This window comes from Actinomadura decatromicini (genome assembly GCF_008121305.1).
Classification (GTDB): Bacteria; Actinomycetota; Actinomycetes; order Streptosporangiales; family Streptosporangiaceae; genus Spirillospora; species Spirillospora syzygii.
This window is the reverse complement of record NZ_VSRQ01000003.1, coordinates 824,031-840,295: the sequence shown is the minus strand read 5'-3', so window position 1 is coordinate 840,295 and position 16,265 is coordinate 824,031. Positions and strand designations below refer to the sequence as shown.

The window sequence follows — 16,265 nt, the reverse complement described above, 5'->3', positions numbered from 1 at the left end:
TCAGGCCGCCTTCCGGTGCTCGCGGACGATTCCGTCGAGGTCGCCCAGCGGGACGAGCCGCGCCCCGAGCCGGGCCGCGAGCCGTCCCGCGAGACCGAGCCGGACGGGCCCGTCCTCGCAGTCGACGACGACCCCGGCCGTCCCGGCCAGCAACCCTGCTGCGCGCGGCACGTCGCCGTCGGCCGTCGCCCGCCCGTCCGTGACGACCACCAGGAGCGGGCGGCGGGACGGGTCGCGCAGGCGTTCCGTGCGGAGGACCTCCGCCGCTCTGACCAGCCCGGCGGCGAGCGGGGTCCGGCCGCCGGTGGGGAGCGTCCGCAGCCGCGCCGCGCCCGCCTCCACCGACGACGTCGGCGGGAGGACGACCTCGGCCGTCCGCCCCCGGAACGTGATCAGGCCGATCTTGTCGCGGCGCTGGTAGGCGTCGAGGAGGAGGCTCAGCACGGCCGTCTTCACCGTGGACATCCGGCGGCGGGCGGCCATCGAGCCGCTCGCGTCCACGACGAACAGGACGAGGTTGCCCTCCCGTCCCTCCCGGACCGCCTCGCGCAGATCGTCCGCGCGCAGCAGCAGGCCGGGCCCGGAACGCCCGCGGGCGTCTTGGTGCGGGGCGGCGGCCAGCAGCGTCGCCACCACGTGCGGGTCGTGGATCCGCCCGGCCGGGCGGCGCGAGCCGGTGACGCGGCCCCGCTCCGTCCGCGACCGGGACCGGCGCCCGGCCGCGCCGTCGCCGACGCCCGGCACCTCCAGCAGCGGGACGGCGTGCGGCGCCGCGACCCCCGCCACCTGCTCACGGCCGCCCGCGCGCCCGTCCCCGCCGGGCTGTTCCGCCGGGGCCTCGGAGCCGCCGTCGCCCGGCGACGACGGTTCACCGCCCCCGCCGGGCGGTTCGCCTCCACCGCCGTCCGGCGGCGGGTCGTCGTCGGGAGAAGCGCTGTTCAGCAGGTCGTCGAGCAGGGACTCGTCCAGGCCGGGCGCGTCGAACGGGTCGCGGCGGCGGCGGTGCGGCAGCGCCAGCCGGGCCGCCGCGCGGACGTCGTCGGACGTCACCTCGTCCCGGCCGTGCCAGGCGGCGTGCGCGAGCGCGGCGTTCGCCGTGACCAGGTCGGCGCGCAGGCCGTCCACCTCGAACCCGGCGCAGATCGCCGCGATCTGCTCCAGCCGCTCGTCCGGCAGCCGGACGCCGCCCAGCCGGTCCCGCGCCGCCGCGATGCGCTCGGCGAGCGCGGCCTCCTCGGCGGACCAGCGCGCGGCGAACGCGGCCGGGTCCGCCTCGAACGCGAGCCGCCGCCGGACAACCTCGGCCCGCTCCCTCGGCTCCCGCGACGCCCGCACCTCCACCGTCAGCCCGAACCGGTCGAGGAGCTGCGGGCGCAGCTCGCCCTCCTCCGGGTTCATCGTTCCGACCAGCAGGAACCGCGCCGCGTGCCGCACCGACACCGACTCGCGCTCGACGTAGCAGGTGCCGAGCGCCGCCGCGTCCAGCAGCAGGTCGACCAGGTGGTCGTGCAGCAGGTTCACCTCGTCCACGTACAGGACGCCCCGGTGCGCCGCCGCGAGCAGCCCCGGCTCGAACGCCTTCACGCCCTCGGTCAGCGCCCGCTCCACGTCCAGGGACCCGGCGAGCCGGTCCTCCGACGCCCCGACCGGCAGCTCCACCAGCGCCGCCGCCCGCCGCGCCGACGGCCCGCCCAAGGCGTGCGGACCGTCCGGGCAGGACGGGTCGGGCGCGGCCGGGTCGCAGGCGAACCGGCAGCCCGGCACCGTGTCCACGGCGGGGAGCTGCGCGGCGAGCGCCCGCACGATCGTCGACTTCGCCGTCCCCTTCTCGCCGCGCACCAGCACCCCGCCGACGCGCGGGGACACGGCGTTCAGCAGCAGCGCCAGCTTCAGGTCGTCCATCCCGACGACGGCGGTGAACGGGTAGGTGGCGTTCAAGCGGAGACCTTCCGGTTGACGTGGGCGACCCGCCAGCCGTTCCCGGCGGCGGACAGTTCGGTGGTGGACAGCGGCGCGACGTCGAACCGGTCCCCGGCGGTGACGTCGATCCCGAGGACGAGCGCGACCGCCGCCCGGATGACGCCCGCGTCGCACACGACGACCCCGCGCGGGCCGGCGGCGAGCCAGCCGGTGACGCGCCCGGCGAGCGCGGCGCGGGTCTCGCCGCCGTGCGGGACGGCCCACGGGTCGGCCAGCCAGCGGGCCAGCCCGTCCGGCTCCTCCACCGCGACGTCGGCGTAGCGGCGGCCCGCCCAGCGGCCGTGGTCGGCCTCGGCCAGCTCCGCCGCCGGACGCGCCCCGGCGAGGCCCAGCGCGGCGGCGGTCTCGCGGGCGGCACGGGCGGGCGACGTCCACGCCGGGCCGTCCGGCAGCGTCCCGGCGAGGGCCCTCGCCCTGGCCAGGCCGGACGCGTCCGCGGGCGCGTCGGCCGGGAAGCGCGCCTCGCGCATCCCGGCCGACGTCGCCTGCCGGACGAACAGCACCGCGTTCCCTACGGACGGCACCCCGGTCAGGCGGGCACCGGGGCCCGCGCCGGACGGGCCGCGCGGTCGCACGCCCAGCCGAACGCGACGCCGAAGACCGTCCAGAACACGAGCTGCGTCCCGAGCGAGACGAGGCGGAACTGCCACAGCAGGGTGGCGGGGAAGCCGTCCGGCACCTCGTCCACCCCTGGCAATAGCGTCGCCGCGACGACGACCGGGGCGAGGAACGCGGCGACGGCGGCGGTCCACCGCGGCCACGGCCCGCCGCCGACGCGCCGTCCCGTCGTCACCGCGATCGCGGCGGCGAGCAGGCCCACCCCGATCATCGCGAGGTAGAGGAGCGTCCGGCTGGTGATCGTGTCCGGGTCGCCCACCGCGGGCGGGTTCGCCGGATACTTCACGAACGGGACGAGGATGACCGCGGCGAAGGCCGTCCCGGCGGCGGCGAGCGCGAGCCCGCCGTCCGAGCGGGGCCCGACCCGTCCGCGCAGGCCGGCGTAGACCAGCGCGAACACGCCGCCGACGGCGAGCCCGTAGAGGCCGGTGGCGAGGAACAGCCCGGCCTTCTGCGCGCCCCGGCTCACCTCCACGCCCTCGTGCTCGTGCTCGTGCGCGGCGGTGCCTTGGTCATGCGAATGTTCGGCGGAGGCGGCGGCCTGTTCGAGGGCGATGGCGTCGTCGATCCGGGGCTCCCCGGCGGCGAACGCGAACACGCCCGCGACGAGCCCGGCGAGCAGGCCCAGCAGGACGCCCCTGACCAGCAGGGTGCGGATCATGGCGCGGCTCAGTGGCAGGGCACGCCGAGCAGATGCCGCCCGTCGTGCATCAGCTCGTGCAGGAAGCCGCCCGTCTGCGACACGGCGCCGTTGTCCATCAGGACGAGGTAGCCGAGCAGCAGCAGGACCGGGACCGCGAGCAGCCACGGGCCGAGCCGGGGAAGGGGGATGCGTCGTTCTGGAGCCGACAGCGAGCTCACGGTGTACCTCCACTGGGGATCGTGCGCGTCCCGGACGATGAGGTCGCGGCTGCCCGAGTGACCTGGCTCCCGGGATCGTCGTCCCGGATACAGTGGCGCGTCCGCACCGGCATCTCACCGGATTTCCCTCGGACAACCGTGAAGTCAGACGGAACGTACGTTCCCCATCCCACCCCTGTCAATGAGGTGTGACATTCATTCCACCCCGAAAAGCGGTTCGTCGGGGGAGCGGATGTCCTGGCTCGGGAGGCCGTTCGGGTGCTCGCGGCGGACGCGGTCCACGCAGGAGAGCGCGATGTTGAGGTGCTCGCGCTTGCTGGTCTCGTAGAACGCCGACGCGGACGCCGACAGCTTCGGCGAGGCGTGCAGCGGCTTGTCGGAGACGCAGAGAAGTGTGGCGTTCGGGATGCGGTAGCGGAAGCCGTTCGCCGCGATCGTCGCCGACTCCATGTCGACGGCGACGGCCCGCGACGCCTGCATCGCGGCGAGGGTCGCGGCCTGGTTGAACTCCCAGTTCCGGTTGGCGGTGGTGTGGACGACGCCGAGCCGGTGGCGGGCGTCGCGCTCGTCCAGCGCGTCCAGCAGGAACGTGTTGAGCCGGTGGTTCGGGATCACCGGGACGGTGAGCGGCAGCACGCGGTCGAGGACGTGGTCCTCCCGCAGGTAGGAGGTGGCGAGGACGAAGTCGCCGAGCCGCTGGTGGTTCCGCAGCCCGCCGCAGTGCCCGATCATGATCATCGCGTCGGGGCGGAGGACGGCGAGGTGGTCGGTCACGGTCTTGGCGTTGGACGGCCCGACCCCGATGTTCACCAGGCTCACGCCGTCGTGGTGCCAGGCGGGCATCTGCACGTCCGGGCGGGCGGGTCCTTCGGCGTCCGGGAACCGTTCCCTGAACGCCTCGACGTGCATCGCGTAATTGGTGAACAGGACGTAGCGGCCGAACGACTCGGCGGGCGTTCCGCAGTAATGCGACAGCCGGTCCAGAGAGAGCGCCATGCGCTCCGGGCCGAACAGGAACAGTTTCTTCGCGCGCAGGTCGAAGCGCTCCTCGTCGAGCGCGGCGAAGAACTCCGGATCGGTGAACGGGAGCGCCCGCCGCGACGGGCGCGCGGTCACCGCCGCGCCCTTGCGGAGCAGCGTGGTCAATTCGCGCCGCAGATAGTCGCGGATGGCGGCCGGACGCGCGAACTCCCCGGTGATGCGCGGATTGTGCTCCGACCAGGGACGGACGACCTCCAGCATCGGATACCAGCCGTCCGCGTCGACGCCGTCGAGCACGTCGAGCAACCGCCCGACGCCCTTGCCCACCTCGGCGGGATTCAGACCGGCCCCATCGACGACTTCTTCCACGCTGGCACCGTACAACGCGGCCGTCGGCGACCGGATCACTCGGGGGCGGGCAGCGCCGCCGAGCTCGCTCGCGGGCGTGTGCGCGGAGGGGCCCAGTCCCATTTGCCCGTAACCGGCGACTGAGCGTTCACCGATCGGAACAGCGCGTATAGGACGTGGCCCCAGGTGTTTCCCGAAGGTCCGATTTTCACAATCCGGGAAAGATCATTTCGGTGGGCGGTGATGAGGCCGCGCGGGCCGCTTGATCGGTCCCCGGCTCGGACGGAGTGGTCCGGCCCGTGAAATGCGGTGGTGCGAGCGCGTCGCCGCCGGCCGGACCGATCGACCATTCGAGGCGTGGTCCAATTCGGATGTTAACAGGGGCCCTGGCGGACCCCTGTTCCCGCGCTCCGGTCAGAAACGGTCAAAAGTGGTCAGTATGGGTCGCGGCCGGTCAGAACTGGTCGTCGTCCACGGCGTAGCGGCGCGCGCCCCTCTTCAGCGTCCGCGCCTCGCGCTCGGGCGAGAGTTGCTCGACCACGCTGATCCCGGGCCGTCCCGCCTCGACCGCGAACCGCGCGGCGGTGGTGACCGTCGTCTCGCCGGGCGTCCACACGGTGCTGACGAGGCGCAGCGAGGCGAGCAGCCGGGCCGGGGAGACGTCGCAGACGACGTAGCCGCGCTGGTTCCCGATGTACTTCCAGTGCGGGCTCTCCGCCATGATCGGGTCGTACTTCCTGTGGAACGGCACCGGGTCGGAATCGCCGCCGGAGGTGATCGACGTGCCGGTGATCTCCGCGCCCACGACCGGGGAGTCCGGGTCGTCGAAGTCGGGTTTCAGGTCGCACACCCAGGTCGCGTGCCGGTCGCCGGTGAGCACCACCGGGTTGGACGTCTCGCCGGAGCCGAAGTACTCCAGCAGGCGGCGGCGCTGCACACGGTAGCCGTCCCAGTTGTCGAAGTCGAAGACCTGCTCGGGCCCGACCTTGCGGTCGTTGGACGCCCACATCACCTGGTTGGCGAGCAGGTTCCACCGGGCGCCCGAGTCGGACAGGCCGTCCAGCAGCCATTCCTCCTGCTCGGCGCCGGTCATCGTGCGGTCCGGGTCGTTCGCCTCGGCGAGCGTGGTCGGCTGGTCGTCGCGGTACTGCCGGGTGTCGAGCACGTGGACGGTCGCGAGGCGGCCGAAGCCGACCCGGCGGTACAGCCGCGCGTCGGCGCCGTGCGGGCGGGCCGACCGGCGCAGCGGCATGTGCTCGTAGTACGCCTGGAACGCGGCGGCCCGGCGGGCGAGGAACTTGTCGTGCGGCTGCTTGGCCGGGTCCTGCGGGATCTCGCCGGCCCAGTTGTTGTCGACCTCGTGGTCGTCCCAGGTCGCGATCCAGGGGAAGGCCGCGTGCGCGGCCTGGAGGTTCGCGTCGGTCTTGTACTGCGCGTGCCGGTTGCGGTATTCGGCCAGCGTGTACGGCTCGCCCTTGCCCTCGTGGGTGCGGACGGTCGTCGTCTTCGGCACCGACTCGTAGATGTAGTCGCCGAGGAAGGCGAGGAACGCGATGTCCTCCTCGGCGAGGTGGCTGTACGCGGTGAAGTAGCCGTCCTGCCAGCTCTGGCAGGACGCGAACGCGAACCGCAGCCGCCGGTTGACCGCGCCGTCCTCCGGCGCGGTGCGGGTCCGGCCGACCGGCGAGACCTCGTCGCCCGCGCGGAACCGGTAGTGGTACTCGCGGTCCGGGCGCAGCCCGGCGACCTCGGCGTGCACCGAGTGCCCGGACTCGGGGCGGGCCGTGACGACGCCACGGGCGCGGATCCGCTGGAAGCGCTCGTCCTCGGCGACCTGCCAGCTCACCGGCACCGGAGTGGACGGCATGCCGCCGCCGTCGACGGGCTTCGGCGCGAGGCGCGTCCACAGGACGACGCCGTCCGGCAGCGGGTCCCCGGACGCGACGCCCAGCGTGAACAGCCCGGACGGCAGGGGGACGCCGCCGTACGAGCGGACGGCGGCGAGCGCGCCGTCCTCGCCGACCAGCGCGGGACCGAGCAGGACGTGCCCGGCCGCCAGCGCCGAGGCGGCTCCGCCGGTGGCGAGGAAGCGACGGCGGGGAAATCTCTCCGACATGCGACCCTCCTTTTTGGATCAATATCGGAGGATGGCCGCAATTCGGGTGACGCGGTTGAAGATGCGTGCCGACACCGGGACGACGATGGCACGAAACGACAAAACCCTTTTGTCAGAGGGGCGGGCGGGGCAGCGGCGGGAGGGCCCGTTCGACCGCCTCGCCGATGGCGAGCAGCCGGGCGTCCGACGACACCGGGCCCACGATCTCCAGCCCGATCGGCAGGCCCTCGCGGGACATCCCGGACGGCACCGACAGGCACGGCAGCCCGGCCGTGCTCGGCGGGTCGGTGTTGCGGATGTAGGTGAGGAACGTGTCGACGGTGTTGCCGTTCAGCTCGACCGTCCGATCCTCGCCGGACGGGCGGTGCGGACGGGCGGTCAGCGGCGTCGTCGGGACGACCAGCGCGCTCAGGCCGTCGTCCTCGAAGTAGCGGGCGTAGGCGGCGCGCAGCGCCGGGCGGTGCACCGCGATCGCCTCCCGGTACGCGGCGGCGGACACGACGTCGGCGTCGAGCACCGACTCCAGCGTCTCCCGGACGGCCGCGACCGAGACCTGCCCCGCCAGCCCGCGCAGCGTCATCGGCACCGAATGCTGGTAGAGGTAGGCGGACAGCTCGCGTCCCACCTCGTACAGGACGACGGTGAAGCTCGCCAGCTCGTTCAGCCGCAGCAGGCCGGGGACGTCCCGCTCCACCAGCACCGCTCCGCGCGCGGCCAGCTCCGACAGCGCGCGCTCGGTCGCCACCGCGACGTCGAGGTCGAGGTCGTCGTAGAAATGCCCGGTCGGCACCCCGAGGCGCAGGCCGGACAGGTCGACGGTCAGCTCGGGGTCCGCCCCGGCGGGCGCGCAGAGCGCGTCGACCAGCCGGACGTCCGCGACCGACCGGGCGATGGGACCGAGCGTGTCCCTGGAGGGCGAGATCGGCACCACGCCGCGCGGGTCGTAGCGCCCGTGCGTCGGCCGGAACCCGACGCACCCGCACAGCGCCGCCGGGATGCGGCACGACCCGCCCGTGTCCCCGCCGATCCCGAACGGGACCAGCCCGGCCGCGACGCCCGCCGCCGTCCCGCCGCTGCTCCCCCCCGGGATGCGGGTCTCGTCGTAGGGGTTGCCGACCGCGCCGAACGCGGGGCTGTTGCACGTCATGCCGAACGACAGCTCGCCGAGGGCCTGCTTGCCCATCAGCGTCCCGCCCGCGCCGAGCAGCGTCTCCGCGAGCGGCGCGGTGCGGCCCGGCCGCCAGTCGCGCAGCGCCGGGGTCGCGGCCGTGGTCGGCAGGTCGTCGGTGTCGATGACGTCCTTGAGCGCGAACGGCAGCCCGTGCAGCGGCCCCGTCCGGGTCCGGTCGCCGCCCGCGACCGCCCGCCGGACCAGGTCGGGCTCGTGCGAGATGTAGGTGTTGAGCCGCGCCAGCCGATCGGTGCGCTCGATCAGCGCCTCGGCGTACTCGGCGAGGTCGAGTTCGCCGTCGCGCAGCATCCGGACCGCGTCGACGGCGGACAGCCAGTGCGGGTCTTCAGCCATGGGGACACCGTCCTACAGGGCGGGCCGGAGCGCGAGGCCCGTGTTTCACTCCGTGGATCAGCCCCCCGAAAACGGCGCTCTCAGGCGTCGTAGTCGACCGTCAGCCGGTCGGTGACCGGGACGGACTGGCAGGTCAGCACGTACCCGGCCGCGACCTCCGCCGGTTCCAGCGCGAAGTTGCGGCGCATGTCGACCGCGCCGTCCACGACGCGCGCCCGGCAGGTGCCGCACACCCCGCCCTTGCAGGCGAACGGCAGGTCCGGGCGGAGCCGCTGCGCCGATTCGAGGACGGTCGCGTCCCGCGGCTGCGCGACGGTCGTGGACCTTCCGTCGAGCACGACCGTGACCTCGCTGGCGGGGCCGGTCGGTTCGGGACGCCGCCGGTCGGGTTCGGGCGGCACCTCGTCCACGTGGAACAGCTCCTGGTGGACGCGCTCGTCCGGCACCCCGAACCCGCGCAGGACGCGCCGCGCGCCGGTGACCATCCCGAACGGGCCGCACAGCCACCAGTGCGCGACGTCCTCGACGGGGACGAGGCGCGGCAGCAGCACGCGCAGCCGGTCGGCGTCGAGCCGCCCGCTGAACAGCTCCGCCTCGCGCGGCTCCTGCGACAGGACGTGCGCCAGCTCGAACCGGTCGGGGTGCGCGTCCTTGAGGTCGGCCAGCTCGTCGGCGAACATGACCGTCCCGCTGCGCCGGTTCCCGTACAGGACGGTGACGCGGCTCGACGGGTCGGCGGCGAGCGCGGTCGCGGCGAGCGACAGCACCGGCGTGATCCCCGAACCGGCGGCGATCAGCACGTGGTGCGCGCCGCGCTGCTCGGGGAGCGTGAACGTCCCGGACGGCGGCAGCACGTCCACGACGTCGCCGGGACGCACCTCGCGCACGAGCCACGACGAGAACAGCCCGCCCGGGATCTCGCGGACGCCGACGCGCGGCGCGGCCCCGGCCGCCGCGCAGATCGAGTACGAGCGGCGCTCCTCGCTCCCGTCGGGCAGGACGCGGCGCAGCGTGAGGAACTGCCCCGGCCGGAAGTCGTAGAGGTCGGCGAGCTCCGGCGGCACGTCGAAGGTGACGGCGGCCGCGTCGTCGCACAGCCGCTCGACGCCCGCGACGCGCAGCGGATGGAAGCCGCGCCGCACCGTGGCAGTCGCCATTCAGATCTCCTTGAAGTGCTCGAACGGCTCCCGGCACGCCTCGCAGCGGCGCAGCGACTTGCAGGCCGTCGCACCGAACCGGGACAGCTCGACCGTGTCGGCGGAGCCGCAGCGCGGGCACTCGACGCGCCGGGTCGGCCCCAGCGTCAGCGGGATCGGCCCGGACGCGCGGCGCGGCACGCTCCCCGGCGGGGCGACTCCGGCCGCCGCGAGCTTGCCGCGCCCCGACTCGCTGATCCAGTCGCTCGTCCACGGCGGATCGAGGACGGTCCGCACGCTGACGTCGGCGTATCCGGCCTCCGCCAGCCGCGACCTGAGGTCGTCGCGCATCGCGTCCAGGGCGGGGCAGCCGGTGTAGGTGGGAGTGATCGTCACCTCCACGCGGCCCGCGCGCTCCGTCACGTCGCGCAGGACGCCCAGCTCCGCGAGCGTCAGCATCGGCAGCTCCGGGTCGGTGACCGTCTCGGCGACGGTGCGGGCGCTCACCATGCCGCGCTCACCATGCCGCCCCCGGGTGGGCGCGGGCCACGCTCTGCATCTCCGCGAGCAGGTCGGCCAGGGCCGGGGTGTGGTCGCCGCTCCTTCCGGCTATGCGCGGCGGCCGAGGTTCGGGGAGCCGGAGCGTCGCCGTCGCCAGAACTTCGCCGATCACGGCGTCGAACTCGGTGCGCACGCCGGACGGGTCGACGCCGACGCCCGCGCCCGCCATCCGCCGTTCGACGTCGTGGACGCCGAACAGCTCGCCGGTCAGCGGCCACAGCTCGTCCACCGCCCGCTGCGCGCGGGCGTGGGAGAAGTCGGTGCCGTCGCCGAGGCGGACCGTCCACAGCGCGGCGTGGTCGCGGTGGTAGGCGACCTCCTTGACGCCCTTCGCCGCGATCGCCGCGAGGACCGGGTCGCGGGACGCGCCGAGCCGGTCCAGCAGCGCCAGCCGCCACGTCGAGAACAGCAGGAGCCGGACGACGGAATGCGCGAAGTCCCCGTTCGGGACCTCGGTCAGGCGGACGTTGCGGAACTCGGCCGCGTCCCGGAAGAAGGCCAGGTCGTCCTCGCCGCGCCCGGCGTCCTCGGCGGCGCCTGCGCGGGCGAGCAGCAGTCGCGCCTGGCCGAGCAGGTCGAGCGCGACGTTCGCGAGCGCGACCTCCTCCTCCAGTTCGGGCGCGTGCGTGCACCACTCCTGGAGCCGGTGCGACATGATCAGCGCGTCGTCGCCGAGCATCAGGCAGTAGGACGCGAGGTCGCCGCGGTCGACCCCGTCCGGGACGGCCGTGTCGACGGCCGCCAGCGGGTCGTGGAACCCGGTGCCGAACGCCCAGCGGGCCTCGTCGTTGTCCTCGGCGATCGCGCCGAGCGCGTTGTCGAACGACATTGCGGACCTCAGATGTGCGGGACGTTCTCGGGAATGTCGTAGAACGTCGGATGCCGGTAGACCTTGTCGCCGCTCGGGGCGAAGAACGGGTCCTTCTCGTCCGGGCTGGACGCGGTGATGTCCCGCGCCTTCACCACCCAGATGCTCACGCCCTCGTTCCGCCGCGTGTAGAGGTCGCGGGCGTTGCGCAGCGCCATCGTGTCGTCGGGCGCGCGCAGCGACCCGACGTGCACATGGTTCAGCCCGCGCTTCCCCCGGACGAACACCTCGTAGAGCGGCCAGTCCTTGTCCATCACGCCCTGCCTTTCTGGGGGACGACCCCCAGGCCCGAAGATCCTCGCTTCGCTCCGGTCATCGGGCCTTCTCCGCATACGCGGCGGCGGCCTCGCGGACCCAGGCGCCGCCCTCGTGGGCGGCGCGGCGGACGGCGACGCGCTCGGCGTTGCAGGGGCCGTCGCCGCTGATCACCCGTTTCAGCTCCGACCAGTCGATCTCGCCGAAGTCGTGGTGCCCGCGCTCGGCGTTCCAGCGCAGGTCGGGGTCGGGGAGGGTGACGCCGAGCGCCTCCGCCTGCGGGACGGTCATGTCCACGAACCGCTGCCGGAGCTCGTCGTTCGTGTGCCGCTTGATCTTCCACGCCATGGACTGCGCGGTGTGCGTCGAGTCGGCGTCCGGCGGGCCGAACATCATCAGCGACGGCCACCACCAGCGGTTCACGGCGTCCTGCACCATCTCGCGCTGGGCGCCGGTGCCGCGCATCAGCGTCATCAGCAGCTCGTAGCCCTGCCGCTGATGGAACGACTCCTCCTTGCAAATGCGGATCATCGCCCGCGCGTAGGGGCCGTAGGAGCTGCGGCACAGCGGCACCTGGTTGCAGATGGCCGCGCCGTCCACCAGCCAGCCGATCACGCCGACGTCCGCGAACGTCAGCGTCGGGTAGTTGAAGATGGACGAGTACTTCTGCCGCCCGGAGATCAGCTTCGCGGTCAGCTCGGACCGGTCGGCGCCGAGCGTCTCGGCCGCCGAGTACAGGTACAGGCCGTGGCCCGCCTCGTCCTGGACCTTGGCGAGCAGGATCGCCTTGCGGCGCAGCGACGGCGCGCGGGTGATCCAGGCGCCCTCCGGCTGCATCCCGATGATCTCGGAGTGCGCGTGCTGCGCGATCTGCCGGACCATCGTCGCGCGGTAGGCGTCCGGCATCCAGTCGCGCGGCTCGATCCGCTGGTCGCGGGCGACCGTCCGCTCGAAATGCGCGGCCTCGCCCTGGGGCTCGGCCGCGCGGGCCTCGGCCGTCCCGGTGCTCGGAGCCATCCGGCCTCCTCGAATTACCGACCGTCCGTTCAGTCAGAATATACCTCGCGAACCGGGCCGGGGAGAAGCCTCGGGGCGCCGGGACGCTGCGATAATGGCCGCCGTGACCAGGACGGACGGCGGCGGGACCAGCGGCGGAGCGGTCGGCGGCGGGGGGACGGCCAGGCGCGGCCGGCCCGGCTACGACCGGGAGTCGCTGCTGCGCGTCGCCGTCACCGTGTTCAACGAGCGCGGCTACGACGGCACCAGCATGGACGAGCTGTCCAAGCGGCTCGGCATCAGCAAGTCCGCGATCTACCACCACGTCTCCGGCAAGGACGAGCTGCTCCAGCTCGCCGTCGACCGCGCGCTGGACGCCCTGTTCGCCGCCGCTGACGAGGCCGTGACCGTGGAGGGCCGCGCGATCGACCGGCTGGAGCACCTCGTCCGGGCCAGCGTCGGCGTCCTCGTCGAGCAGCAGCCGTTCGTCACCCTCCTGCTGCGGGTGCGCGGCAACACGGCCGTCGAGAAGCGGGCGCTCGCCCGCCGCCGCGAGTTCGACCGGCTGGTCGCCGGGCTCGTCGAGCGGGCCGAGGCGGAGGGCGACATCCGCCCGGACGTCGCGCCGCCGGTCGCCGCCCGCCTCCTGTTCGGGCTCGTCAACTCGCTCATCGAGTGGTACCGGCCGCGCGGCGGCGCGGCCGCCGAGGAGATCGCGGACGCGCTCTGCAAGGTGGCGTTCGACGGGCTGCGCCGCCGCGGCCCGGCCGCCGGTTGAATCCGGCACCGCCCCGGGGCTGCGCCGTCAACAGAAAACGGCCTTAGTTGCATCCTTAAAGGGAACTCGCAAATTCAACTGTTAAAAAAGTCGCGGGTGCTGAGGTTGACGCTCACCTGGGCCGGGATTACTCTCACACCGCAGATTCTCGGCCGAGGATCGTCATTGAGGCTCTGACCACGAAAGACGTCGTGAAATTCGATGCCAGATGACAACGGCGGTGTGGCCGGACGTGCGATGACAGCACATTCCTCCCCACAACTTCACTTGAGAGATCCCGACCCATGATGAACGCAAAACGACTCGCGATCGTGCTGGGCGCCGGGCTGGTCGTGCCGGCCGTGGCCTCCGCCACCGCCATGCTCGCGTCTTCCAGTGCAGTGTTCGCGCCCGCGTCCGCCAACTCCGCGGCCGACGCCGACCCCGCTCCCGCTCCCGCCGTCCCGTCCGCCCCCGTGACCATGGAGGTCGAGACGGTCAACGGCTCCGGCTGCGCGGCCGGCACCGCCAAGGTGACCCCCTCGGGCGACAACACCGCCTTCACCGTCAGCTACGAGCAGTACGTCGCGTGGGCCGGCGGCCAGGCGCCGCCCGCCTCCTTCCGGAAGAACTGCCAGCTCAACGTGCGTGTCGACGCGCCGGAGGGCTGGACCTACGCGATCACCGGGATCGAGCACCGCGGATTCGCGCACCTGGAGCCGGGCGCCACCGGGCTGCTGCGCGCCAACTACTACTTCCAGGGCGACAGCCGCTCCAAGGCCGTGGCCCACGACTTCACCGGTCCGTACAACGACTCCTGGAAGATCCAGGACAAGATCGCTCCCGCGGACCGCATCTTCGCTCCGTGCGCCAAGGAGCGCAACCTGAACATCAACACCGAACTGCGGGCGGCCGCGGGCGACTCCGACGGCAAGTCGAGTTTCGTCGCGATGGAATCGAACTACGGTAACTCGCGCTACCAGCTCGCGTGGAAGCGCTGCGCGGAGTAATCGACTCGTTCCGCCAGCAAGACCGAGAGAGCAGCGGCGGTGGTCGGCCCGGTACGGAAATCGCGTACCAGGCCCGGCCACCGCTCGCATTTTTCCAACGAAGTTCAGCCTTCTTTTCCGGCGTCGTCGAACAGCAGCGCGCCGAGCCCGCGCCGCACTCCCGGCGATTCGCGGACGCGCCGGACCGCGAGCAGCGTCCCGGCCGCATAAGGCTCCGCGGAATCGCCCGCGGCGTGCCGCATGACCAGGCGCTCGCCCTTTCCCGCGAACACCGCCTCCGTGCTGACCGAGAAGCCCGGCAGCCGCACCGAGTGGACCCGCGTCCCGCCGACCTCCGCGCCGCGCGCCTCGGCCGGGCCGTGCAGCTCGTCCAGCGGGACGCCGCCCTCCGGCCGCCGGATCTCGCCCAGCGACTCGGCCAGCTCCCGCGCCGTCCCGGACGGGACGTCCGGCTTCGTGTCGCTCGCGTAGTCGATGATCTCCCAGTGGTCCAGTTTCGCGGCGGCCAGCGAGGCGGCCCGCTGGAGCAGCGCGGCCATGACCGAGAAGTTCCCGGCCGCGATCACGCCGACGCCGCGCTCCCGGGCGAGCCCGTCCAGCTCGGCGTAGTCGGCGGCGGTCAGCCCGCTGGACCCGACCACCGCGTGCACGCCCGCCTCGACGGCCGTCCACACGTTGCCGCGGACGGCGGCGGCGCTGGTGTAGTCGACGAGCACGTCGAACTCGGCGTCCCGGAGGGCGTCCGCGACCGAGGCGTGGACCCGGCCGTCGCCGTGGCCCACGGCGTCGGCGAGGGTCCGCCCGGCCGCCGAGCGCGACACCCCGGCGGTGAGCGCCAGGTCGTCGGCCCGGTCGACGGCGGCGAGGATGGGCGGCGCGGTCCAGCCGGTCACCCCGGCGAAACAGACTCTGATCATGCCGCCACTGTAGGCAGCGGTCAGCCGTCCCGGGGGGCGGGCTCGAACAGCTCGACCAGGTTGCCGGCGGGGTCCGCGACGAGGATCTGGCGCCCGCCGGGCCCGCTGACCAGGTCGCTGCGGAACGCCGTCCCGGCGGCGGTCAGCCGCGCGACCTCGGCGTCGAGGTCGGCCACGATCAGGTGGACGCGGTTGCGCCCGGGGACGGCGGCGTCCGCCGGGGTGGCCCGGGCGCCGGACGACGCGGGCCCGGACAGCAGCAGCCGCAGCGGCCCGCGCACGACCTCCGCGAACGCGGGCGCGGCGGTGAAGCCCGGCGCGAAGCCGAGACGGCCGGTGTAGAAGTCGACGGCGGCCTGGACGTCGTCCACGATGTAGCGGACGCCGACCTGCTCTTGCGCTTCGGTCATGGTTGAACCTCCGGGTCAGGGCCGTATGCGAGGACGGGCACCAGGTGGCGGACGCGCGTGTCGATCTCCGTGACCGTGCGGGCGAAGGCGTCGCCGTCCTCCGCCGCGGCCGGGTCGGGGACGCTCCAGTGGGCCAGCCGCGGCCGGCCGCCGAACTCCGGGCAGACCTCGCGCACCCGGTCGCACAGGGTGATCACATGGTCGAACCGGCGGGCGGCCAGGTCGTTCAGGGCGCGTGGACGCTGCCGCGCGATGTCGATGCCGTAGCGCTCCCTCAGCAGCTCCACGGCCGCCGGGTGGACGCGCTCCGCCGGACGGCTGCCGCCGCTCGTCACCTCGACGCGCCCCCGGGCGTGGTGGCGCAGCAGCGCCTCCGCGACCGGTGAGCGGGCGCTGTTGCCGGTGCAGGCGAACAGCACCCGCGCCCGTCCGGACGATGGCGGCGGCGGAGCCGGTTCGAGCCGCAGCGCGGGATGCAGCGCGGGATGCAGTGCGGGATGCAGTGCGGGATGCAGCGCGGGATGCAGCGCGGGATGCAGGGCACCGGCGGTGGCGGCGAGCGCGTCCGCGCAGCGGTCCAGGTCAAGGCGGTAGTAGCTGTCGCGGGCGTCGAAACTGCTCCGCCGCGCGGTGACCAGCCCGCCGCGGCGCAGCAGCCGCAGGTGGTAGGAGACGAGGTTCTGCGGCTCGCCGACCCGGGCCACCAGCTCGCGGACGCGGTGGTCGCCGCCCGCCAGCTCGGCCAGCAGCCGCCACCGCAGCGGGTGGGCGGCCAGCCGCACGAACTCCGGCGGCTCGGCGGCGCCGACTTCGTCGCGCTCCGGGAGCACCATGCCCCGACAATACATCAAACTGGTTTGATGTAGTTGGCGGTTGCGTCCGGGGCGGGGGAGGGTTCATGATCTGGTCATGATCTCCATCAGGAA

The 16,265-nt window shown here is 73.6% G+C and carries 17 protein-coding genes; 2 read left to right on the top strand and 15 right to left on the bottom strand.

The window, feature by feature from the left end; all coding sequences use genetic code 11:
- The 12 genes from FXF68_RS17615 to paaA form a co-directional block, all read right to left on the bottom strand.
- Complete coding sequence (locus FXF68_RS17615) at positions 1 to 1,902, bottom strand: VWA domain-containing protein (protein ID WP_187438002.1); 1,902 nt, start codon at positions 1,900 to 1,902, stop codon at positions 1 to 3.
- 32 nt (positions 1,903 to 1,934) lie between these two features.
- Positions 1,935 to 2,504, bottom strand: a complete 570-nt coding sequence (locus tag FXF68_RS17610) for a histidine phosphatase family protein (RefSeq protein WP_148760414.1) — start codon at positions 2,502 to 2,504, stop codon at positions 1,935 to 1,937.
- Between the two features lie 5 nt (positions 2,505 to 2,509).
- Positions 2,510 to 3,259, bottom strand: coding sequence for a CbtA family protein (locus FXF68_RS17605; protein WP_148760412.1), 750 nt, complete (start codon positions 3,257 to 3,259; stop codon positions 2,510 to 2,512).
- A gap of 8 nt (positions 3,260 to 3,267) precedes the next feature.
- Positions 3,268 to 3,459, bottom strand: a complete 192-nt coding sequence (locus FXF68_RS17600) for a CbtB domain-containing protein (protein ID WP_067900338.1) — start codon at positions 3,457 to 3,459, stop codon at positions 3,268 to 3,270.
- Positions 3,460 to 3,654: 195 nt separating this feature from the next.
- Complete coding sequence (locus FXF68_RS17595; RefSeq protein WP_222869982.1) at positions 3,655 to 4,809, bottom strand: phosphorylase family protein; 1,155 nt, start codon at positions 4,807 to 4,809, stop codon at positions 3,655 to 3,657.
- A gap of 433 nt (positions 4,810 to 5,242) precedes the next feature.
- Entirely contained in the window at positions 5,243 to 6,904 is a 1,662-nt protein-coding gene (locus tag FXF68_RS17590) for an alkaline phosphatase D family protein (RefSeq protein ID WP_148760408.1), read from the bottom strand.
- Between the two features lie 112 nt (positions 6,905 to 7,016).
- The gene (locus tag FXF68_RS17585; RefSeq protein WP_148760406.1) at positions 7,017 to 8,429 is read right to left on the bottom strand and encodes an amidase family protein; all 1,413 of its coding nucleotides are present in this window, start codon (positions 8,427 to 8,429) and stop codon (positions 7,017 to 7,019) included.
- An 80-nt stretch (positions 8,430 to 8,509) separates the two neighbouring features.
- Entirely contained in the window at positions 8,510 to 9,586 is a 1,077-nt protein-coding gene (gene paaE, locus FXF68_RS17580) for a 1,2-phenylacetyl-CoA epoxidase subunit PaaE (RefSeq protein ID WP_148760404.1), read from the bottom strand.
- The gene (gene paaD / locus FXF68_RS17575) at positions 9,587 to 10,075 is read right to left on the bottom strand and encodes a 1,2-phenylacetyl-CoA epoxidase subunit PaaD (RefSeq protein ID WP_148760402.1); all 489 of its coding nucleotides are present in this window, start codon (positions 10,073 to 10,075) and stop codon (positions 9,587 to 9,589) included. It lies immediately after the preceding gene.
- Positions 10,076 to 10,082: 7 nt separating this feature from the next.
- Complete coding sequence (gene paaC, locus FXF68_RS17570) at positions 10,083 to 10,955, bottom strand: 1,2-phenylacetyl-CoA epoxidase subunit PaaC (protein ID WP_148760400.1); 873 nt, start codon at positions 10,953 to 10,955, stop codon at positions 10,083 to 10,085.
- A gap of 8 nt (positions 10,956 to 10,963) precedes the next feature.
- Positions 10,964 to 11,248, bottom strand: coding sequence for a 1,2-phenylacetyl-CoA epoxidase subunit PaaB (paaB, locus tag FXF68_RS17565; protein WP_148760398.1), 285 nt, complete (start codon positions 11,246 to 11,248; stop codon positions 10,964 to 10,966).
- A gap of 58 nt (positions 11,249 to 11,306) precedes the next feature.
- Positions 11,307 to 12,266, bottom strand: coding sequence for a 1,2-phenylacetyl-CoA epoxidase subunit PaaA (paaA, locus tag FXF68_RS17560; RefSeq protein WP_148760396.1), 960 nt, complete (start codon positions 12,264 to 12,266; stop codon positions 11,307 to 11,309).
- 103 nt (positions 12,267 to 12,369) lie between these two features.
- Here paaA and FXF68_RS17555 point away from each other — a divergent pair, with 103 nt between their 5' ends.
- Complete coding sequence (locus FXF68_RS17555) at positions 12,370 to 13,023, top strand: TetR/AcrR family transcriptional regulator (protein WP_342787139.1); 654 nt, start codon at positions 12,370 to 12,372, stop codon at positions 13,021 to 13,023.
- A gap of 287 nt (positions 13,024 to 13,310) precedes the next feature.
- Positions 13,311 to 14,012 carry a DUF4360 domain-containing protein gene (locus FXF68_RS17550; protein ID WP_246178754.1) on the top strand — a complete coding sequence of 234 codons (702 nt, stop codon included), beginning with the start codon at positions 13,311 to 13,313 and terminating at the stop codon, positions 14,010 to 14,012.
- Between the two features lie 104 nt (positions 14,013 to 14,116).
- Here the strand turns inward: FXF68_RS17550 and dapB are convergent, their stop codons facing one another.
- The 3 genes from dapB to FXF68_RS17535 are packed head-to-tail and all read right to left on the bottom strand — an operon-like array spanning position 14,117 to position 16,172.
- Complete coding sequence (dapB, locus tag FXF68_RS17545) at positions 14,117 to 14,929, bottom strand: 4-hydroxy-tetrahydrodipicolinate reductase (protein ID WP_148760390.1); 813 nt, start codon at positions 14,927 to 14,929, stop codon at positions 14,117 to 14,119.
- 20 nt (positions 14,930 to 14,949) lie between these two features.
- Positions 14,950 to 15,339: a VOC family protein gene (locus FXF68_RS17540; protein ID WP_148760388.1), complete on the bottom strand. Its 390-nt coding sequence runs from the start codon at positions 15,337 to 15,339 to the stop codon at positions 14,950 to 14,952.
- A complete protein-coding gene (locus FXF68_RS17535) occupies positions 15,336 to 16,172 on the bottom strand; it encodes an arsenate reductase/protein-tyrosine-phosphatase family protein (protein WP_148760386.1) in 837 nt (278 codons plus the stop codon). Before FXF68_RS17535 ends, FXF68_RS17540 begins: the two co-directional genes overlap by 4 nt.
- Positions 16,173 to 16,265 lie beyond the last annotated feature (93 nt).